Here is a 22,266-nt window from a genome sequence, read left to right as displayed (position 1 = left end):
TGCACTTATTTCACATTACGTTGGGCTGAATCTCTTCAGCCCAACTTGTCGGTTTCAATCAACAGCTGTTTCTTGGGCGCTCACCTGTTCGGGTGTTACAGGCGTAGACTGTCCGCCCCATTCGGCTCTGATCCAGCTGATAAGAGCTGCAATTTCCGGATCTTCAATGACATGCGCAAATGGTGGCATGGCATACATACGTTGGCCATTGGTGAACGTCTGTGTCGGAATACCGTTAAGAACCACCTTGATCAGCGTTTGTGGATTATCCATCGCCAGTGTGGCGTTACCCTTCATGGCAGGTGCTACGTTGGGAATCCCTTCGCCATTGATGCCATGACAACCGGCACAAGAAGAAATATAGGCCAGCCGACCTTGATCCATCGTGCTGTCGGGCTGCGCATTTTGTGCTTCAGGCAGGGGTGCAGGCGCAGGCGCTGCTTGTTCAATCTTGCCCTCGTCATTCGTCAACAGATAGGTGGCAACGGCTTTGACGTCTTCCGGCTCCATCGCGTTTGTTGAAAAATGCGTCACCGTATTCATACCGGCAAATGACGTGCCCTGAGGTGCGATGCCCGTCGCAAGATACTGGCTGAGTGTCTCAACATCAAAGCCATGCTTTGTAAGTGCCGCCGCTGTGATGTTTGGAACAGCCATTCCGTCCACCTCGCCGCCTTGAAGCGACCGGAAGAAATCAACGCCCATCATGATATTGCGTGGAGAATGGCACGCGCCGCAGTGGGCCAATCCTTCAACCAGATAAGCACCGCGGTTCCATTCCGCAGAGCGCAATGGATTATGCGGAACCTCGCGGTTCGGGAAGTTCAGCAATGTCCAGAAATTCATGAAAGGACGCACCGGCAACATGAAAACGCCGGTATTATTCTTGTTGGCGACCGGCAAGGCGGGAATGCTCATCATATAGGCATAGAGCGCGTCCAGATCGTCAGGCGTGGTAATATGCGTATAAACATAAGGCATCGCCGGATAGAGATTGCCTTTACCAGCCGCGATACCGTCACGCAGAGCGCGATGGAAATCAGCACGTGTATAATTGCCGATACCGAATTCTTTATCCGGCGTAATATTGGTCGAGTAAACCGTACCGAAGGGCGTTGCAATTGGAACACCGCCAGCGGCCATTGGTCCTTCAGGCAGGGAGTGACAGCCGAAACAATCACCTGCCAGGGCCAACTCGCGCCCGCGCGGAATGAGGCTTTGCATTTGTTCCGCCGACAAAGATTGTTGGGCCTGCGGAGCAACACTTGATTGTCGAAAAAGACCAAACAGGATGGGTAGCGCGACCAATGCACCCAACACGATGATGGCTAAGATCGAATTGCGCAATCTATGGCTTTTCATCGTTTTTCCTCCTATCCGATGACGCAACCGGGTGTGGCAAGCGCCACATCGCGGATCGCTTCGTAATAGCGCACATAGCCCGTGCAACGGCAGATATGGACATCCAGTGCTTCTTCGATGGCGCTTTCCAGTTCGGCACGTTTGACGGGCTGACGCTTCAGCTGATCAATAAAAACGGTTGCGCCCGCGACAAATCCCGGAGTGCAATAACCACACTGGAACGAGAAATTATCAATGAAAGCCTGTTGAATCGGCGTGAGCTTTGTCACCTTGCCGTCAGCATCGGTTTCAGCCTGACCTTCGATGGTGATAATCGATTTACCGTTGAAGAAATGCGCGTCGAAAATGCAGGTGCGGCTTTCAGTGCGCGTACCATCCTTGTGCACTTCGACAATCGTGCAAGCATGGCAGATGCCTTGTCCGCAACCAAAATGCGTGCCCGTTAAATCAAGATATTCATGCAGGAAATCAATCATTGGCATACCGACAGGCACGTCAACAGGGCCAACAGTCTTGCCATTTATAGTAAGAGAAAGTGGGCGTTTTTCGATGCTCATGATAAGGCCCTTTTTACTTTTTCCGGAGTGATCGGAAAGTCATAGAAACGTTTGCCGGTGGCATGGGTAATGGCATTGCTGGTTGCCGGCAGGATCGGGATCATGCCCAGTTCTGCCATGCCTTTTGGTGGTGATGTTTCTGAAAGTGGCGGCAGATAGTCGGTTGTCTGGTTCCAGACCGCAACATCCTTGGCCCGCGGCAATGTATAGCGGTTAAAGTTCCACGTGCCGTTGCCAGGGCCATCCTCATAAAGCGGCATTTCTTCCATTAAAGCATGGCCGATACCCATCGCCGTACCGCCTTGTATCTGTCCGGACACAAGTTCCGGCACAATCATGGTGCCCGGTGCCATCATCATGTGATGGCGCATGACCTGAACCTGACCTGTGAACGTATTCACGTTGACTTCGACAAGACAGGCAGCCGGTGTAACGGTTGTCGGATCGGCGCCTCCGCGTTTTGTCGGCGGATAATAGGCAATCTTGCGTTTGATAAAATCATACCCGGCGGTCGTCATGCGGCTTTTGAGTTCATCAGAAGCGCCATCGCCATACTTAACAGCAATCGCATCAAGCGGCAGATTCCTCTCACCGACAGTTGGAATGTCAAACTCCGCCCGTGACCATTGCCAGCTGCTATAAGCATGGACAGCGACACCGGTGATCAGTCCCATTTCATGCGCTTTTTTGGCAAGCCGCTCAAACGGAATAGGCGTCATCCCGCCACCGCCGATGCCATCAGGACCAACGCGAATGTCGGAGAGTTCAACATTGAGACTCGCAATGGCGCCGCCGCCAACGCCTTCACTCCACAATGCTTTGGCAGCCGGCCAGAGGCTGTTTTCAAGCAGGAAGCGGCCAGCCTGGCGTGTGCCGAAGCCGATATAATAGACACCGCTCGACGAACTCATGTCCGGTATTAGAGCAGGCGTCCAATACGGATCAGTTTTTGCCAGTTCGTCTTGCTTTTTCTGGTCGGCATAGCTCGTGTGGAGAGGCAGCTGTTCAAATTCGGTCACGCCGAAATCAACCACATCCGGCGCCTTGCCGAGCGCCTGCCAGACCATAACTTGCTGTGCCGTTGTGCCGCCTGTGCCGATCTCCTGCACGCAATGACGCATCGTCAGCTTGCCATCTGCATCAAACTCGAGCACGAGAGCGGTTGGAACACCGCTGGAGCCATAAACTTGCTGAACCTGGGCGAAGCCAACGCCGTAGAGCTTGCCCGGATTTGCCTTTTCAAATTCAATTTTCGCTTTCTCGCGATTTTGCCAGATCGGATGCTTTTCCGCCAGGTTGAGCATTTCAACATTGCGCGGATCGCCTGCAATAATGCCCCCTTGCGTATTGGGATAGCCTTCGAGAATGGCATTGCGGCGACGCAATTCGATCGGGTCAATCTTCAATTCATTAGCCAGCTCATCGACCATCAATTCGGTAATCGCCATCGATTGCAATGAACCAAAACCACGCATCGAACCTGCTTCAACAGCCGGTGTTGCCATAGCAAGCGCTGTTAAATCGGACTTTGGAAAATAATAAATCGATTGCGCGCCGCGCGCTGCAACGTGAGAGACCGCCACCGACAGGTTTTCACGCCCCCCGCCATTGCAATTATAATATCCTTTGAGAATTTCAAATTTACCCGTCTTGCGGTCGGCAGTGATTGATACATCCATCTCGACAGAATGGCGCTTCATACCCATCTGGAACTGTTCATAGCGGTCATTGGCCATACGGATTGCATGACCCTCACCATAAAAACACGCTGCCATCGCATAGAATGGAAAGACTGAGTAATCTTTCGAGCCGTAACCAACCGTCGAACCGGTCAACAGAACAATCTTCTCAACCGGAAAGAGCTTGTTGTTTTTGGCAAGCATCGCCACAGCATTGACGATGCCAGTCGGCGACTGTGTTGCCGTCATCACATGCATGGTCTTTGTCGAGGCATCATACCAGGCATTGCAATTATCAGGCTCCATCGCACAAGGATCGATTGATTGTGAGAAGCCGTGTCGTTCGAGCACGATTTTGTCAGGGTTGTTGCGCGCGGCTTCGACCTCGTCTGAAATGCTCTTGGCATAATCCATCGCGATGCCCTGCGTATCAGGCTTTTCTTCTGCCCTATGCAACGCTTCGATAAAACCACCGCCACGGTCTTTGCGGATGATCGGCGGAATGGCGATCGCCTTATCCGGCGCATAAGGCGGCCAGACAGGTGTGTTGCCATCAAATCCACCTTTAATACCGGCATCCTGATATGGAGAGAATAGCGATGCGTCATAAGGTGTTTCGCCGCCAATCCTCACATAGCGGGCGGCACCATAATTTGCCGGAGGTTTAGGACCGGTTTTTTCACCGTAGAGGACCACATTATCCTCAAAGCGCAGCTGGCGCTTTGCGGCATCAAAACGATCGAAATCCTTGTAGATCAGGATTGCAACCGGATGTCCGAGAATGGGTGGCGTTTCGCCTTTGGGCACAAGAATATTGTAGCCGTAAAAGCCTTTGCCCATATTGGTGTCTTGCGGGATGTTAAGCCCGTCACGAACGAGATCTTCCTGAAGCAAAACTTTGTCAGGCTGTAAATCAGCGCCGAGAATGGAAAGATCAATGCCTTCAAAAGTGCGATCGGCCTGTGTCGCTTTGATCATAAAGGCATGGCTTTGTTGTTTCGGCCAGCCGGGAATGTCACGCGCACGATAATCACGCGCAAAGTTCTTTTGTCCCGTTACTTTGCGAACACCGTCCCAGCGAAAACGTGCCTTGCCATCTTTAGCAATCCAGGCGGTGGATGTTGGACCAGAATGAACTTCCAGAGCTTCTGCGGTCGGGACGCGTCCAAGCAGGACAGTAACACCGGCAAACGTGCCAAGCTTGATAAAATCGCGGCGTGAAATACCTGAAGCCATTGGCTGTTCTCCTTAAAGCAAAATCCGGAACGCTGAAGCATTCCCTGAAATTTGCTCTATAAAATCAAATATTGGCAGTGGCTTCATATAAACATATTCAATAGAAATGCATTGCGCCACGCTCCGCATAGTCCATACGGAGCATTACTCCGTATGGGATCTTCATTACAAAAGCTTTTATCTCAATATTCGAGATGCCTTTGCGGTGTCTTAGACTTTTGCATATCGACACCACGCCCTTTTTTGCTTGCTGCATCTTCCTGTTCCTCAAACAAGACGCCGCCGAGAGCTGCAACAAGGATCATAAAGCCGGTGCCCAAAAGCCACGAAAGATACCAAGGCCCATAATCCCCTAAGATAATGCCTACAAGGATCGCTATGACTGCGATGATCATTGCCAGCACAAAACGCCAGAATACGCTCATCATGCTCTCCTTAAAATGCGTGGTGCGACGTCTCGACATGATCAGGATCGACCTTGCCGCGCATCACCCAGAAAGCCCAGCTCGTATACATGACGATCAAAGGCATGAAGATAACCGTAAAGCCCAACATCCACATGAGTGTCAGCTCACTGGAACCGGAGTTCCAAACGGTCAAACTATGTGAAGGATTCGTGCTCGATGGCATCATGAACGGGAACATGGCAGCACCAGCAGTGCCAATCACACCAATCCATGCGATCGCCCCCAGCCACCACCCCAGCAACGCCTTGCGAGCAACAAGTGCCAGAAGCCCCAGAACAACCCCGATATAGGTCAACGCCGGGATAATCCACAACACGGAATACTCATGGAAGTTTGACAGAAGTGCACCTGGCGTGCGTTCAACCACCTGATGGAGAGGCGTTTGCGGAACGCCGGGATTTGGACCCTGTACGATCTGATAGCCGTCCATGCCTGAGACCCAGAACCCGCCAATCGTGAACAGAACAAGTGCCAGAACTCCGCCAAGCAGGGAAGCTTTGCGTGCCCGTTCAGCCAGATCGCCAACGCCGCCACTCATCAATATCGCGCCGCCCATATAGATCGACAACGAAACAGAAAGAAGGCCACACAGGATAGCAAATGGATTGAACAGTTCAATGAAGCTGCCAGTATAATAAGACGTCATACGCCAGTCGAAGTTAAACGGCACACCCTGAAGAATATTGCCAAAAGCTGCTCCAAATACCAGCATCGGAACAAAGCCGGAAATGAACAGGCTCCAGTCCCATGCATTTCTCCAGCGTGGCGAAGACAATTTACTGCGGTATTCAAAGCCAAGCGGTCTGACGATCATGCTGAATAGCAAAACCAGCATCACGATGTAAAAACCGGAGAAGGCGGTTGCATAAACCAAAGGCCATGCCGCAAAGATTGCGCCGCCACCAAGAATAAACCAGACCTGATTTCCGTCCCAGTGTGGCCCGATAATGTTGAGTGCAACACGTCGTTCCGTATCTGATCGTCCGACATAGCGCAGCAATGTACCAACGCCCATATCCATACCGACCATGATGGCGAGGCCCATCAGGAGAATACCAAGAAGCAGCCACCAGATAAGCTGAAGTACGAGATAAATATCCATAACAGATCACCCGATTAGTAAGCCGCAGCCGGAGCTGGTGCAGTTGCAGGACTCGTCTCTTCCAGTACATCTGGTCCCTTGCGGATGAAATGCAGCATGAGAAACAGCTCAACGATCGCGAAGATTGAATAAAGCAGGACGAAACCTGACAGCGAAACAATCATGTAGGCAACCGTATGTGTCGATGCAGAAAGCCAGGTCGGCAACACTTCATAGACAGTCCACGGCTGTCGCCCGACCTCCGCAACCAACCAGCCCATTTCGCAGGCGATAAACGGCACAGGTATCATCCAGACGGAGGCCCGCAGGAACCAACGATAATGGTGAACCGAATTGGTCAATGTCAGAATGAAGGACAGGACGAAGTAGCCAAGCATCAAAAGACCCAGCCCTACCATGGCACGGAAAGCCCAGAAAATAATCCAGACCTCCGGAATGGTGTCTTTTGCAGCTTTGTCAATTTCTGCATCCGTGATCCGCGTAATGTCGCCATCAGGCGCATAACGCTGGACGAGGAAGCCGTAGCCAAGGTCATTCTTATGAGCATCAAACTTAGCCAAAGCTGCAGCGTCAGTCGGGTTGGAACTGAGTACCTGCATGGCTTCAATTGCAGGAATACCGTTTCGAATGCGCGTTTTCGCGCGCTCCTCCAAGACATCTGCCGCAGGCACCGTCCCTTCAAGCGAATGCGTTACCAGAATAGACAGCATCGCCGGTATTTTAACGGCGAAAAGATTTTTCTGTTCGCTTTGTGAAGGAAAGGCAATCGCGTTAAATGACATCGGTGCCTCTTCAGTTTCCCAAAGCGCTTCCATCGCCACAAGCTTAGTCGGCTGCGCATGCGCACCAACGAAGCCGAGCGCGTCACCGAGCGTCAGCACACCGCCGGTTCCGAGCACGCCGAAAAGCGCCGCAATACGGAACGAACGTTTTGCAACATCCATATGGCGATTGCGAAGCATGTAAAAAGCACTGACACCGCAGACAAAAATCGCAGCGGTCACATATCCTGCAAGCACGGTATGCACAAACTTCGCCTGCGCATCGGGATTAAAGAACATGTCAAAGAAGCTGCTGAGCTCCATGCGCATCGTCACCGGATTGAAGTCCGCACCTTTAGGGCTCTGCATGAAGCTGTTAGCAACGAGAATCCACAAAGCAGAAAGGTTAGAGCCAAGCGCCACCAGATAGGTGACGACCAGATGCTGCATTTTGGTGAGACGATCCCAGCCAAAAACCATCAACCCAAGGAATGTCGATTCCATGAAGAACGCCATCAGGCCTTCAATCGCCAATGCCGTACCGAAAGCGTCGCCGACAAAACTGGAATAGAATGACCAGTTCATGCCAAACTGGAATTCCATCGTCAAACCAGTTGCTACACCGAGGGCAAAGTTAATCAGCAACAACTTGCCCCAGAACTGGGTCATCCGGCGATAGACTTCGCGGCCTGTTGTTACATAAACTGTCTCCATGATGGCGACGAGTATGGTTAATCCCAATGTCAATGGGACAAAAAGAAAGTGATATAGCGCTGTTGCCGCAAACTGAATTCGTGAAAGATCGACTACCAGATCATTAACCACAATTAGCCCCACCTTAATTTTTTATTTATCTGAGCCTCAGATAATCAGCAAAAGGGATCTGATAGACTGATGTTCATGAATCAAAATACCCCAATCAGACTATCTAATAAATAAAGGATATAAGCATTATCAAATTTACATTTAATATTGCTGCGAAATGTCGCACTAATTTTGCATCTCAACAGTTTTTTAAAGATGATTGATATTGTCAACTTTAAAAAGATTAAGAAACCTGCATTTTAAAAAAACGCCTCTGCTCAATGGTTACATTGAGAAAACTACATCAGTTCAAAAATAACCACGAAACAGACTAAAAGATATAATAACGGGAATATTGCGTTAGGGGCTATCAAAGTCATAAGCCACTGTTTTTACCACACGGTTCAATGGCTTTTATTTTCTAAAGAATTTAACAGTAATGATCAGCCCAATATTTTCAAAAAAATCGGATATTAAGGTCGCGAATAAGTTCATTCGCGAACTATTATAATCTACCCCTATGTTTCCTGATGTTACTCGGGCATTCCAGCAGAAACATAAGGGCTTTGCGTCGGATAATTCGTAAAAACAAAGAGATAGAGTGGTCCAACGGCTCCGCTTTAACCGGAGCCGCCCTGAACTGTCTCAAACCGTCAGCAAAACAACAACCATACCCCAAAGTGTCAGCAGCGTGTTGCTAATCGCATAAGGTACGGTATAGCCCAGCATTGGCACGTTGCTTTTTGCGGCTTCAGAAACCATTGCCGCAGATGCCGTACTGGTACGCGCACCACCACAACAACCAAGATTAATCGCGGGATCGAAGCGGAAAATATACTTTCCAATTAAAGGTGCGAACAACATTGGAACGGATGTTGCGAATAATCCCCAAAGGAACATTTCAAAGCCAACTTCACGCAGCCCCGCAATAAATGTCGGACCCGCCGAGATGCCGACTACGGCGATGAAGATATTTAGGCCAACAGTATTCATGAACCAGACCGTCGCGGTCGGCACGTTACCCATCTTCGGTGTAAAACTGCGCAGCCAACCAAAGATCAACCCCGCAATAAGCGCACCTCCGGAAGTTGACAGCGTGATAGGCACTCCCCCGATAGGAATAATGATCGACCCTAATAGACCACCAATGACGATACCTGAACCTACCAAAACCATGTCGGTTGTACTTGTTGGTCTATCGGCATAGCCAATCTCGGCAATAAGCGCTTCGATGTGTTTCTGACTCCCGGTTAAACTGACGATATCACCGCGATAAACTTTGCTTTGCGCCTGAACAGGCACATCGACATTCATCGACCCCCGTCGGATGCGATTGATGTAAACCCCGCGCGCAAAAGGCTCATGGGAAAGATCAATCAGCGTACGTCCATGCAGTCGCTTGTTGGTTACGACGACATCCATCGTCTCAATCGGAATATCGAGCAGTTCGCGATCTGCAACTTCGCTTGCTCTGTTCGACCATTCAACCATGGCATCATGCGGGCCGGATACCGCTATGATATCGCCAATTTCAAGTATCGTGTCGTCGTCGAAAGGGATCACCTTGCCATCCCGGCGCAACCGCTCAAGAAAGATACGCGCACCCGCCATCTTTTCGGCCTCGCCGACAGTTTTGCCGGCAATAATACCCGGAACGGTCAGACGAAAGGTGCGGACGATGTATTGATGCCATGCAGTTTCAATTCCACCCTCAGGCGCACCAGCCGACATTTCACGTTCGTAACGCTGGCATTCTTCTTCGAGATTGATCCGAAGCAACTTAGGGCCAAGAAAAGCGATGATCAGGCCAGTGCCGACCGTGCCGAAAAGATAGGTCACTGCATAGGCAACGGGGATTGCATTAAGCTGTTCGCTTATTTCCGATGGACTATGGCCACTTCTGTTGAGCGCATCTGTTGCCATGCCAATCGACGCGGAAATGGTTTGCGAACCCGCTAAAAGGCCAATTGCCGAGCCCGGCCCATATCCTGCAACAACGGCTGCAAAATACACTGAGCCGAGACACAGGCAGGAAATGACAACCGCGAAAATCGCCTGGGGTAGGCCATCACTTGCGATGCCGCGCACAAATTGCGGGCCCACACCAAATCCGACGGCAAAAAGAAACATGATGAAAAAGATGGATTTTATTTGCGGCGATATTTCAATGCCTAATTGGCCAATCAATACGCCGACCAGCAAGGTGCCGGTAACAGACCCAAGGCTGACCGATCCAAGCTTCAGAGCACCGATCCAGAACCCGACAGCAAGGGCAAGAAAGATCGCCAGTTCAGGTGCCGATCTGAGGACATCACTTATCCATTCAAACAAGTGCATTTTGTTTCTTTCTGATCAAATAGCGGCAGAAAAAATGCAACGCTCCAAACGAGAGCCCCATTTTTCAGCATTAGAGCGGATTTCGATCTGACTGGGTCGGGTCGAAACTCTAACTTTTTGTCTTATCGCGCATCTTTTTCCGAAAACGGTTTTACACTTTTCGCAATACGCGCTTATTTCACTAAAGCGTCCGCCCCTGAAAGGGTGGACGCTCCAAAGTTTTGCGCGCGTCAACTGCGCTTGAGGACTTTCAAACCGGCAGCCTTGTCGTAGCCATGGATTTCCTTCACATCAAGCTTACGCATAAATTCAATGATTTCGCGCGTAATGACCTGACCCGGGACCATGATCGGAAAACCCGGCGGGTAAGGAATGACGAAGTTTGCCGATACGAGTGCCGGACCCTTCTCGATACGTTCATCAACAGTTGAGTCATGAAGAGGGACGAACTCACACTCATCCTTCTTGTAGGCATCATAGAATGCACTGCGAATATCGCCATTGAGCGTCGCAGATTTCGGATCACCGCGATAGCGATCATCAAACTTGCTAAAGTTCGGGAGGTTCGGAACAACTTCAACGAGGGTGCGGACCTTGGCGGCAAAGTTCTGCACGCGCGCCTCCCCGCCTTCCTTCAAACTTGCATCGATCTCTTGGGAGATTTCGAGTAGAACACGAACCAGCAGAGCCACGTCGCTGCGCGAATTGTTGATGTTCGACTGAAGCAGAATGCTGTTTCGCGAAGTCTTGTTGACTTGAATATTGAAGCGGTCTGCCAACATATTCTTAAAGTTGGTGCCGTCAAATCCTGCAGCACCGCAGCTCAGTGTCATGCGACTTGGGTCCAACAGGAACTCATCATCACGAACCGCCTTTACCGCATCAGTCCATGTCAGCGACGCATCGTTGAAGTCTGTTACATTCGATTCACGAAACTCAGCCGGCACCATTTCCGCATTATTGAGGACACGGAAATATTTCGAGATAAGTGGGTGGCCGTTGATCTGCTTGCGAATTTCCAACGCAATTTGAAGTGCATTTGACACCAAACCATAGCCTTCGAGCTCCATTTGGCGACGTGCAACATCGAGACTGGCAATGATCTGCAAGTTCGGGCTGGTCGATGCATGGGTGAAGACCGCCTCGTGGAACTGTGCTTCTACATCATTGAATTCGACATCACGCACCAAAACCACCGACCCCTGGCGCAGGGCTGACATGGACTTGTGGATCGAATTGGTCTGATAGACGCGTAAACGGACTGCGTCCGGATCCGGGATCAGGCGTGTGCTGAGCAGCACGTCGTCAGATGGGCTTTCACCCAGTTCTTTTTGCTGGTTTTGCCAGGCCTGCTTTGCTTCTGATGTTGCAAGGTAATCTTCCAAGGTCTGGGCAGCGCCCATTGCAGTCCTCTGGCGCAGGAAAGGCGACCAGTGAGCAAAGCCAAACCAGGCTTCATCCCAGAGGAAAATGAGGTCAGGCTTGATAGCCAGACATTCCTCCATGACGCGGCGCGTATTGTAGACATGACCGTCAAATGTACAGTTTGTCAGGTCGATCATTTTCACACGATCAAGCTGTCCTTCAGCACGAAGTGTCAGCAGCGCCTGCTTGATCGTATGTATGGAGACCGCGCCATACATCGAATATTCGGTGAGCGGGAATGCCTCCACATAATAAGGTTGCGCACCGGCAAGCACGCAACCGTAGTGATGCGACTTGTGACAATTGCGGTCGATGATTACAATATCACCCGGCGCTAGCAGCGCCTGCAGGACCATCTTGTTGCTGGTTGACGTGCCATTGGTGACGAAGAATACATGATCTGCGCCGAAAGCGCGGGCTGCCAGTTCCTGTGCTTCCTTGATATTCCCGGTAGGCTCCAGCAAGCTGTCGAGACCACCCGTGGTTGCCGAGCTTTCTGCAAGAAACAGGTTCGGACCGTAAAATTCGCCCATATCGCGTATCCAGTTTGACTTGAATACAGCCTTTCCGCGCGCAATAGGCAGCGCATGGAAAGTTGCAATCGGTCGCGCTGCATAATGCTTGAGATTATCGAAGAATGGCGTTTGATACCGCTTATGGACACCTTCAAGGATTGAAAGATGCAATTCAAGCGGCTCTTCAACTTGGTAGAATAGCCGGCTGAATATCTGGTTATCAGGATCGCCCGCAAGATGTTCGATCTCACGGTCGCTGAGGAGGTAAATGTCGAGCTCGGGGCGAATCTTCTTGATAGCTCGCGCCGTACGGAGCGCCAAACGGCTATCATCCTTGATTTCGGCTAGATCGATGACTTCTGAAATCGCAGTAATCAGAGGGTTCGTCTCGGCGGCTTTCGCCGCAAAACCTTCATAGAGAACAACCGAAGCGATTGAAGGATTGATCAGAATCGCGGTCAGTGCGTCTTCTGCGTTGCCGGTAACGACGGTTTCATAAATGAACTCGTCTTCAGGGCGACGGATAGAACGAGCCTCACGTGCGATGTGCTGCCAGCGTGACGTTATGTGTGGCACGACTGAAAGCACTTCAAAATAGGGCTTTTTCTCGATGTGATTGATAGCTTGTGGAAGCCGTTCGGCTGGCTGGCTATCGTCTGCATCCCAGTTATCCCAAGCAGAAATATCTGCCATATATTTCTGAGAAATGATGCTCGTTGAGATGTTCTGCGCTGCACGCAAAAAGCCGCGCGCGTCGCCATCGTTCAAACGAGCATGAAGTTTGCTCAGCACGGAGTCACCGGGATAGGCAAAGAAACGCTCAATAGTTTCAAGGCCGTCAAGGACCTGTCGGATTGCTTCAATGCGGCTATCGTCGCCGTTCACCCAAAAACGTCCTTCAGAGAGGACAGTTAGCCACTGATCGGACCGCATTGCCGGAGTAGCCAAAGATTTTCCAAGAATGGAAGAGTTATTACCCGGCTTCTTCGTAGAGATTTTCATTAAAATTTGCCTTTTGAGACGAGAAATTGGGGAGGTGGAAAAGGGCGTTTCTGTTGAGACAGACGGAGAAAACGCCCTGATCTTTGTTGAAAAATGAATTAGAGGCCGGATTTCGTGGGTTGCGACGTCCCATCATCCACAATGACGTGATGTGGCGAGCGGGCACGCGGATGCATGAAAAAATGTCCTTCCGGTGCGTTATGCAGTTTGATTGGTATTAGAGTGACATTCGTTTTCTTGCCGCGCTTGTCGTGTAAGGCATAAACAATAAACGGGATCACCAGAACAACGAGGAAGCATACGACGAGCAGTGTCACATAGGTTTCGTCGGCTGTTTCTCCTCCAATGGAGGTCGGCGGGTAAAACGACACAAAGAATGCCATGATAGAGACAAGGAAGCCAACCAAAGCAACGCCGATTTTGAAGCCATTATTGCCGGGAACACGGAAGGTTCGCTTGAGTTCAGGCTGCTTCAGAATAAGGTGAATATAGCCCCAGAACAGAAGGAAATAAGTGCACAGATAGATAACTACAGTCAGAGCGAGAGCAATGAGGAAAGACATATTGCTGCCGCCAGCAGTATTGGTGAGTACAATAATCGCAACAGAAGTCAAAAACAGCTGAGCGAAAACAAGCGCAACCGGTACTCCATTTTTATTCACCTTTGCGAAGGTCGCTGGTAGAATTCCCTTCTGCGCTGTTACCAACATGCCGCGGGACGGTCCAACAATCCATGCAGCTATTTCTGCAAGAACGCCGAGCAAAAGAAGAGCAGCAATAATGCGAACGGTCCATTCAAATCCCGGGCCAAAATGGCCGACCAATGCGTTAAAAGTCTGTACGACACCCGATGACAGATTGATCTCATTGGATGGAATAGTCGCAGCCACCGAGAGACCACCAATTGAGCTTAGAACAATGGCAGCGATCATTAACATGATGATCGCAATCGGATAATCTCGACCGGGATTTTCCATCTCATTGACATGGGTTGCGGATGCTTCTACGCCCATGTAGCTCAAAATAAAGGCCACGAAGACCACAAGAGTTCCGATTTGTGTAAAGTCGGGGAAAAATGTCTGAGCAGACATTTCAATTTGCAGTGGTGCGCCGCTCGCAAGATAGCTGATTGCAAGTGCTGCAAGAATAAGTGCTGGCAACAGAATTCCAGCAAAGAAACCAAGCTTTGCGATGATTGCTGTATATTTGGTTCCGCCAAGCTGCGTGAAGGCAAGTACCCAGAGGATCACAAGTGCCGCTATCGTCTTTGTGACAGGATCGTGATTGAGCGTAGGCCAGCTTAGAATATACGAAAGCGCGCCAAGCACGAAATAGAGCATCGGCAGAAAGCCTATAGCAATCTCAAGATAGCAAAACGAGATTGCGGCAAAGCCCCATCTTTCACCGAGCGTATTGGAAACCCAGGCGAATACACCGCCTTCTTCCCATCCTTCAACAGTTGCCATTTCGGCAGCGCAAAGGCCAACCGGGATAAACCAGAGAATCCCACCCAGCAGCAGGAAAAATACCAGACTGAACCCAGAGGTCGCGAAGGTCGGATATTCGTAAACCGCCATCACCATGGATGCGGTAATGGCAAAAAAGCCTATCATCGATAATTGTTTAGCCGGAGTGGCCGTCTTTACATTCGCCATAGCATTTCTCCCAAAGGGAAGCGCCCGAATAATGTGGCTTCACATCATTCCAAGAGCACGTTGCACACGAGTGAGCGATTAGCTGTAAGGTGTCCGCAGGCCGTTCAATTTTTGCGTCTGAAAGTGTAGAAAAGCGGCTCTCACCTTCACCGAATTCATAAACATGCGTCATGGTTGGCGCATGTTTAGAAATCCACAAGAGAAGCCTGCCAAAATTATTCAGCAGGCTTTCTATTATCAGTGATGGAAACCGCCAGCCTCTTCCGACGACAAAGGTTGGCTGACGGGGTGTTTGCTGAAATAATCGAGAGACCGTTTGATGTCATCAATCAGCAGGCTTGCAAGGTCGCGGCTGACGCCGTGACGAACGAGAATCCGCTGCACGACCAGGTCTTCCCGATCAGCCGGCATTGAATAGGCTGGGACCTGCCAACCGCGGCTTCTGAGCCGATCAGCAAGATCGTAAAGCGTGTATCCGCCAATAGCTTGATCCTTCTTCAGCTTCCACGCCAAAGCCGGGATGCCCTTCTGACTATCGCCGTCGAAGATGATTTCGAACGGACCGATCTTGCCGATTTCAGCAGCGAGATACTGGGCAGTTTGATAGCAGGCATTATGGATCTTGGCGTAACCGTCGCGTCCCAAACGCAAGAAGTTATAGTACTGCGCGATGATCTGACCGCCAGGGCGGGAGAAATTCAACGCGAATGTTGGCATATCACCACCAAGATAGTTCACATTGAAAATAAGCTCTTCCGGAAGATCGGAGGCTTCGCGCCATACGACCCATCCGGCACCCAATGGGGCCAAACCAAACTTATGACCCGATGCATTGATCGATTTCACGCGCGGGAGGCGGAAATCCCACTCAATTTCCGATGCGCAGAATGGGGCAAGAAAACCACCGCTCGCTCCATCCACATGCATGGGTATGTCGAGGCCGGTTTCTTTCTGTAATTTGTCGAGTGCATCATGGACGGCCTTAACCGGCTCATATTGGCACGTAAATGTCACACCCATTGTCGGCACCACGCCGATGGTGTTTTCGTCAACCCGCTTGAGAACCTCCTCCGGGCTCATGATCAAGCGATCACCTTCCAGCGGAATCTCGCGCAGTTCCACATCGAAGTAACGGGCGAATTTATGCCAACAAATCTGTACCGGTCCGCAAATCAAATTTGGCTTGCTGGTATCTTTTCCAGCCGCTGCCCGTTTTTTGCGCCACTGCCATTTGAGCGCCAAACCGCCAAGCATTGCAGCCTCTGATGAGCCGGTGGTCGAGCAGCCTAGAGTATTTGCAGCGTCAGGTGAATTCCACAGATCAGCAATCATATGTACGCAGCGCGATTCAATTTCTGCCGTCTGCGGATATTCGTCCTTGTCGATCATGTTCTTGTCGATCGACAAATCCATTAGCTGGCGAATTTCGTCATCAACCCATGTCTGACAGAACGTCGCCAGGTTTTGGCGAGAGTTGCCATCAAGCATAAGTTCATCGCGTACAGCCGCAAAAACATTACGCGGGTCGCGTTCTTCATCTGGGAACTTTGTCTTTGGCAGACAAGCTGAAAGCTCCAGCGATGCATACACATCATCAAGGCCATTGTACTTTGCTTTGATAGATCTTGTTGTCATTCTAAAATCTCCCAATGCGTCAGAGACGCAATCAAGCCCATCTATAACCGCATGCTAACTTACGTTGCAGTAAAGGTGATATGTCAAGTGTATATTTTTTAATATAATGCCATTGACCTAGTTTAATTCCGCCCTAGGCAACTCTTATTAGAGTTAAATAAAAAAATATCTGTTGATTTAGTTGTTAACTTAATATTTTCTTTAACTATTATTTTGTGAGGTGGACAATGACGCAAGAAATAATTGATGCAATTGATGCGGGCTACAAAGCTGGCATGGCTTCTTCTGGTGGAAAGAATGCTGATTACATTCCGTTTCTGGCGAAAGTACCCAGCGACCTGTTTGGAATTGCTGCAGTTACGGTGGACGGGCAATGCTTTAAACGTGGCAACACAGACTATAAATTCGCGCTTGAATCCATTTCGAAGGTTTTTACACTTGCTCTTGTAATGGAAAATATCGGTGCGGAAGCCGTTAAAGAAAAGCTTGGCGACAGCCCGACTGGCCTCCCTTTCAACTCTGTTCAAGCACTAGAGCTCCATGATGGAAAACCATTGTCACCTCTCGTCAATGCGGGCGCGATAGCCGCAGCCAGCCTCGTGCCAGGTGACGATGCTGAGAGTTGCTGGAAAAATATTCTCAACATGCAAAGTCGATTTGCCGGAAGTTCTATTGAGCTGAGCAACGAGGTGAACCGCTCTGAGCAGGACACCAATTTTCACAATAGAGCGATAGCATGGCTGCTTTACAGTGCGAACACTTGCTACAGCGATCCGATGCGGGCAGTAGATGTTTACACACGCCAATGTTCGACACTTGTTGATTGCGTTGACTTGGCGACCATGGGGGCAACACTTGCAGCCGGTGGCATAAACCCTGTGACAAAAGAACGGGTGGTTCAGGAAAAGCATGTCCCCCCACTGTTAGCGGAAATGATGATGGAAGGGCTATATACCTCATCAGGTGATTGGGCTTACACGGTTGGACTGCCAGCTAAAAGCGGGGTTGGAGGTGGTCTTGTGGCTGTAATCCCGGGAAAGCTTGCGATTGCAGCCTTTTCCCCTCCCCTTGATGACGCTGGCAACTCTGTTCGTGCACAAGCCGCAATTACCGAGATCGAACGCAACATAGGCGGCAATATCTTTAAAATAAAAAGACCATAAGCATGGATATTCTATGATAGTGAGTAGAAGCCAAAATCAGACTAAATTATTTTAACCGCTTTTAATCGGGGCAATCCTCGCACAGGAATGCCTCGAAATACATCTAATGATAAAAATCAAACACCCTTACATAGTTACTTGATATAGTAATAATTCTAATTTTTATATTGCCATGTAATTACCCTAAATAGAGGAGAATATTGTGAATATGAATCTCCTATCATCCACGTTCGAGAACCTTTAACCTGAAAACAATAATAAATTCGATATTTTTTTAGTACGGCGTCGAATCCCGAACTCATTCAAAGAGCTATTTCACAGTGATAGGAATTTGGGGGACTCTATTTTAGAAATGCATGAAAAATCCGCACCATTCGACATGCATTTTAAGACCATCATATGTTTCATAAACTAATATCAACCTAATGGCATATTAGTTACATGTGTTTGATAATATAACAATCTCATCAAGTTTCCGGCCGCTAAAAGTTTAACCGTTCATGGGATATCAGCATATGATATTTACATAAATAATTTCTCGTGTAGAGAAACGCAAAGCCCGTTGGCTTATATCTTCAATGAAGAACATAATCGGATGTATTGGGAGAATAATTTACTCGATTAGCTCGTTATCGTTTTTATTTAATAGATCGGCAGCTGATGAACAAGTAAGCTTTGTTCGCCAAATCGCACAAGACCTAGCCCCGTCCCTCCTTCATCCGATGAATTAAAGGGTCTGTTACAGTTTTTGTAGGTTCAATGTGGGCTTATGTGTTGACGCAGTTATGCTGCAAACTCCGCAAAAGCTTCGAATGGCGAGCAGCTGTCATTTGCAAATTGATTTTTGCGGATCATATGCGTAGCTCCGGTACCTGTAATACTAGCTGGCGCTAAATGAAAGACTTCGAAGCCCAAGATTAGCTTAGTAATTTTCCTGATGAAGCGGCGGTCCTGTTCCAGAATATTTTTGAGGTATCTAACCCACAGAATTCGGATTATTTTGCTTGAATGAGCCCTTGATAGATCTTGTCGACACGGCATGAGCCAAGTGCAGGCTATTTATGTCGTTGTGCCAAAGTAGCCTAAAGTATGAGACTATTAGGGGAAATAAGCACCCTTGAAATCAACAGCCTCCGTTGCTGCCTCTCTCAAACACAAACCGACGGTGATATATCTCGACAGAAATAAAATGGGATAGAGTCGTCCACTTGCCGCATTCATAAGGTCGAATCCGCCTTTACACTCATGTGCGCGCCGTTCATTTCATACCCGAAAAACGTCTTCGGTTATCTTAAACAGGGCAATAGGCGGAAGCAGGCCCATCAATCCCTATTTCTCATCGGTCAATCCCATCCGTTCACCCAAGGTTGTCTGCATATAGAAGCCTTGAATGAAAACCACGTTAAGAAGTGATTTTCTCCACCGGCGGCAGAATATATCATAAATGGCTAGTAATGAATCTACTATAAGAAACTTTATGCACAAAGCTCACGAGCTGTTTTCTGATCGATAACCAAATGGTCCGCAAAGCCACCCCGAAGAGCGGCTAAGGTGGCATCCAGTTTAAAACTGCCGCTAACAACCAGTAGACCCTCCATTTTTTTTAACAACGCATGATCAGCTCCGATAATCCGCTCGTCGAGTTCGCCAATCACTGGTTGTCCGTTTGCATCGATGAAGCGACCTGCAATAATACCCACCGCTCCTTTTCTGCGATAGACTTCGATGTCATCGACATTCGCAATCTTGAACTGCACCACGTGCGTATCAGGAGTACATGGACTGAGCGAGAAAATCGACTTATTGCAAGTTTGCAGAGCGTCGAGTTGCTCTTTAATGATAGGTTCGGCTTTTAAGGCCAACGCCAATGATGCACTGGAGCAAACTGCTGGAGCATTCAGATTGACACAATAGGCTTCAAGCCGGCGTGCTATTTCGGTGGTGCAGCTTTCTGAAGTGCTCAAAAGCGGATTAGCAATCGATCCAATCAACTGGCGCACAGTCAGATTTTCGACCGGCCAATGCGGTACATACTCTGAGACAAACGAAATCGTCTGCCCCCAGGACACACCGAGACTGTCTCCTTTTTTCAGGAAAAATGGCAGATACTGCGCGGCTACTTCACAGACGCGACGCGACAGCATCTCACCCTCAAGGCCTTCATCCGGCACGACATGCACGCTTTTAAGGTTATATTTCTGCGCCAGAGTATCTGACGTATCGTTTAACCGATAATGCTCCGGAGCGACTTGGATACAAACAATATTGCGTTCTTTTGCAATCTTGAGATAGCTGATCACTGTCGGTCGCGACAGGGAGAGAATATCTGCAATCTCTCCCTGATTGAGGTTTTTCACATAATACATCCATGCAACTTCTGCGACAATTTTACTGGACGGATGTTGTGATTTATACATTGTTAAATTCTGACTTTACTTTTCAGACGCAGGGATGAGAACTTCTTCCGTGATCCGAATATCATCGTCAAGAGAGCGATCCGCTACAAGGCCCAATTTGGCGATATCAGCGTGATAGCCGCGGATTGCTTCCTCGGGCTTTACAGCTCCATCCGCTACCAGTCGCATCCATCGAATAAAGGTCGGCTGGTGTTCTGCCAAGTTGATCTTACGACCAAACAAGGCCAGACGCGCGCCATATTTTTCGGCCTGCCAGACAAGCTCAAATGTATCACGATGCGTGCCAGCCCCGCCACCAAGAACCCCGACAACGACCGATGAATCGTGACCGGCCAACTCCTCCAGAGCTGCTGCACCATTATACGCTACTTTGAGAAACTCTGGGCGCTCATCTATGGTGAGGCTCGCAAGTGCACGAACGATACAATCATTCACAAACATACCGGTTTCAGCAGCCGTGAACCCGGTTGCGATGTTTGGGTTGAACACTTCCAGAAAATGCCGTTTTCCTGCTGCGCGCGCACGGGGCCTAAAATCGCGATAGGCTTCAAGCGTCGCCATATCCGCCTCTGCATCATTATTGAACGTCATTGAATAAAGGCAAAGATCAGCCTGGGCTTTAGAGAGATCTGTTCCGCTATAGGGTTTAGATAAGGCAGATCGATAAGCACCGCCACGTATAACACCCCATACATCCGTGGTGTCGTTTGCTCGGAATGCCGGGACTACGCCTGTGCCTTTAAACGCATTCTTATTCTGGAGATACTCAATGTTGGATGTTGATGCGAGCATAATGTCTACGACATCCTGTTCGATCAATGCTTCAATCTCAGCCAGAAATTCAGCACGGGACCGATTTCCTATCGCTCTGCCCGTCTCATCACGTCTTACCCCGGCAGTGAGAATACCACCTGACAGATCGGCATCCTTCGCGTCAGCGATCAGAAAGTCGCCTTTGGTATATTGACCCGCCCGGATACGTTCGATCTTCTGGTCATAACGTGTTGTAGTCATTGTCTTATTATCCATCTGTGTGCAGAAATATTAGCTAGCTTTACGCAGGAGAGAACGTCCATCATCTTTCGAGAAAAGATGAATGCTCTCCGCGTCAATTGAGAAGTGAACCGTCTGACCGCTTTCAATTGAACGGAAAGATTTCGTAACAAACGACATCTCCTGCCCGTCCATGTCTACGATCACCTGTCCCTCACTTCCCATATTTTCAACCAGAACAACGCTGCCAGTCATGACATTCGCATCTCCGGAAGCTGCAATGTCCATTTTCGATGGACGCAATCCAACTTCGACCTGAAGTCCATTTACCAAGCCAGTATATGAATTGACCGGGACTTTCAGGCGAATTGATCCAGAAACCAGCTCCGCAGTCTCGCCCGTTATATGAACAGAACAATCTCTGAAATTCATCGCGGGTGAGCCAATAAAATCAGCAACAAAACGTGTGGCAGGGCTATCAAAAATTTCGGAAGGCGTTCCCTGCTGTTCGATAGCGCCAGCACGCATCAGTACGATACGATCAGCAATGGTCATGGCTTCGAGCTGATCATGCGTGACGAAAATTGTTGTTGTTTTCAACTCAAGATGCATACGACGAATTTCCGTTCGCAGCTTTTCACGCAGTTTTGCATCGAGGTTTGAAAGCGGCTCATCAAAAAGAAACAGCTTTGGCGTTTTAATCATGGCACGCGCCATGGCAACACGTTGTTGCTGACCACCCGAAAGATTTTTAGGCTTTCGATCAAGCAACTGTGCCAGACCAAGCACATCAGACACCTGATGCACACGGCGATCAATTTCTTCGGTGGCGACCTTCTGCCGCCTGAGACCAAAAGCAATATTTTCAAATACGGTCATATGCGGATAAAGCGCATAGGACTGAAACACCATCGCAACACCACGTTCACCCGGGGGCAGATGGGTAACATCTTTTCCCCCGATTGTGACAGTTCCGTCTGAAATTTCCTCCAGCCCTGCAATCATGCGCAGCATTGTCGATTTCCCGCAGCCAGATGGGCCCAGAAACACAACGAATTCATGATCATCAATGTCGAGATTGAGGTTGGAAATTACGGTGGTGTTTCCGTAAGACTTCCGGATTTGGGTGCATTTGATATTTGCCATAATGGGTATC

The 22,266-nt window shown here is 49.3% G+C and carries 14 protein-coding genes and 1 pseudogene; 1 reads left to right on the top strand and 14 read right to left on the bottom strand.

Annotation, left to right across the window (positions count from 1 at the left end; all coding sequences use genetic code 11):
- Positions 1-54: 54 nt before the first annotated feature.
- The 10 genes from H5024_RS19380 to H5024_RS19335 all read right to left on the bottom strand — a co-directional run bounded on the left by H5024_RS19380 (position 55) and on the right by H5024_RS19335 (position 16,537).
- The gene (locus tag H5024_RS19380) at positions 55-1,362 is read right to left on the bottom strand and encodes a c-type cytochrome (protein WP_187548848.1); all 1,308 of its coding nucleotides are present in this window, start codon (positions 1,360-1,362) and stop codon (positions 55-57) included.
- Between the two features lie 11 nt (positions 1,363-1,373).
- Positions 1,374-1,919 (bottom strand): (2Fe-2S)-binding protein, encoded by a 546-nt coding sequence (locus H5024_RS19375; RefSeq protein ID WP_187548847.1) that lies wholly within the window; start codon positions 1,917-1,919, stop codon positions 1,374-1,376.
- Positions 1,916-4,834, bottom strand: coding sequence for a molybdopterin cofactor-binding domain-containing protein (locus H5024_RS19370; RefSeq protein WP_187548846.1), 2,919 nt, complete (start codon positions 4,832-4,834; stop codon positions 1,916-1,918). Before H5024_RS19370 ends, H5024_RS19375 begins: the two co-directional genes overlap by 4 nt.
- 182 nt (positions 4,835-5,016) lie before the next feature.
- On the bottom strand, positions 5,017-5,259 hold the full coding sequence (locus H5024_RS19365; protein WP_187548845.1) for a hypothetical protein: 243 nt from the start codon (positions 5,257-5,259) through the stop codon (positions 5,017-5,019).
- A 10-nt stretch (positions 5,260-5,269) separates the two neighbouring features.
- Positions 5,270-6,403, bottom strand: a complete 1,134-nt coding sequence (gene cydB, locus H5024_RS19360) for a cytochrome d ubiquinol oxidase subunit II (RefSeq protein WP_187548844.1) — start codon at positions 6,401-6,403, stop codon at positions 5,270-5,272.
- Positions 6,404-6,417: 14 nt separating this feature from the next.
- Entirely contained in the window at positions 6,418-7,989 is a 1,572-nt protein-coding gene (locus tag H5024_RS19355) for a cytochrome ubiquinol oxidase subunit I (protein ID WP_187548843.1), read from the bottom strand.
- Between the two features lie 624 nt (positions 7,990-8,613).
- The gene (aspT, locus tag H5024_RS19350; protein WP_187548842.1) at positions 8,614-10,305 is read right to left on the bottom strand and encodes an aspartate-alanine antiporter; all 1,692 of its coding nucleotides are present in this window, start codon (positions 10,303-10,305) and stop codon (positions 8,614-8,616) included.
- A 230-nt stretch (positions 10,306-10,535) separates the two neighbouring features.
- Positions 10,536-13,247 carry an aminotransferase class I/II-fold pyridoxal phosphate-dependent enzyme gene (locus H5024_RS19345; protein ID WP_348770724.1) on the bottom strand — a complete coding sequence of 904 codons (2,712 nt, stop codon included), beginning with the start codon at positions 13,245-13,247 and terminating at the stop codon, positions 10,536-10,538.
- A 98-nt stretch (positions 13,248-13,345) separates the two neighbouring features.
- The gene (gene gadC / locus H5024_RS19340) at positions 13,346-14,902 is read right to left on the bottom strand and encodes a glutamate:gamma-aminobutyrate antiporter (protein ID WP_187548841.1); all 1,557 of its coding nucleotides are present in this window, start codon (positions 14,900-14,902) and stop codon (positions 13,346-13,348) included.
- A 237-nt stretch (positions 14,903-15,139) separates the two neighbouring features.
- A complete protein-coding gene (locus H5024_RS19335) occupies positions 15,140-16,537 on the bottom strand; it encodes a glutamate decarboxylase (RefSeq protein WP_187548840.1) in 1,398 nt (465 codons plus the stop codon).
- A gap of 227 nt (positions 16,538-16,764) precedes the next feature.
- Between H5024_RS19335 and glsA the strand changes: the two genes are divergently transcribed.
- A complete protein-coding gene (gene glsA, locus H5024_RS19330; protein ID WP_187548839.1) occupies positions 16,765-17,700 on the top strand; it encodes a glutaminase A in 936 nt (311 codons plus the stop codon).
- Between the two features lie 783 nt (positions 17,701-18,483).
- On the opposite strand, the pseudogene H5024_RS21395 reads toward glsA, so the two are convergent.
- The 4 genes and pseudogenes from H5024_RS21395 to H5024_RS19315 all read right to left on the bottom strand — a co-directional run.
- Positions 18,484-18,708, bottom strand: a pseudogene (locus tag H5024_RS21395) (IS6 family transposase); the annotation flags it as partial.
- Between the two features lie 467 nt (positions 18,709-19,175).
- A complete protein-coding gene (locus H5024_RS19325; protein WP_187548838.1) occupies positions 19,176-20,117 on the bottom strand; it encodes a sugar-binding transcriptional regulator in 942 nt (313 codons plus the stop codon).
- Positions 20,118-20,132: 15 nt separating this feature from the next.
- Positions 20,133-21,131, bottom strand: coding sequence for a hypothetical protein (locus H5024_RS19320; RefSeq protein ID WP_187548837.1), 999 nt, complete (start codon positions 21,129-21,131; stop codon positions 20,133-20,135).
- Positions 21,132-21,161: 30 nt separating this feature from the next.
- Complete coding sequence (locus H5024_RS19315; protein ID WP_187548836.1) at positions 21,162-22,256, bottom strand: ABC transporter ATP-binding protein; 1,095 nt, start codon at positions 22,254-22,256, stop codon at positions 21,162-21,164.
- Between the last annotated feature and the right edge of the window lie 10 nt (positions 22,257-22,266).

The organism is Ochrobactrum sp. Marseille-Q0166 (assembly GCF_014397025.1).
Lineage (GTDB): Bacteria > Pseudomonadota > Alphaproteobacteria > Rhizobiales > Rhizobiaceae > Brucella.
This window is presented reverse-complemented; position numbering and strand designations above follow the sequence as displayed.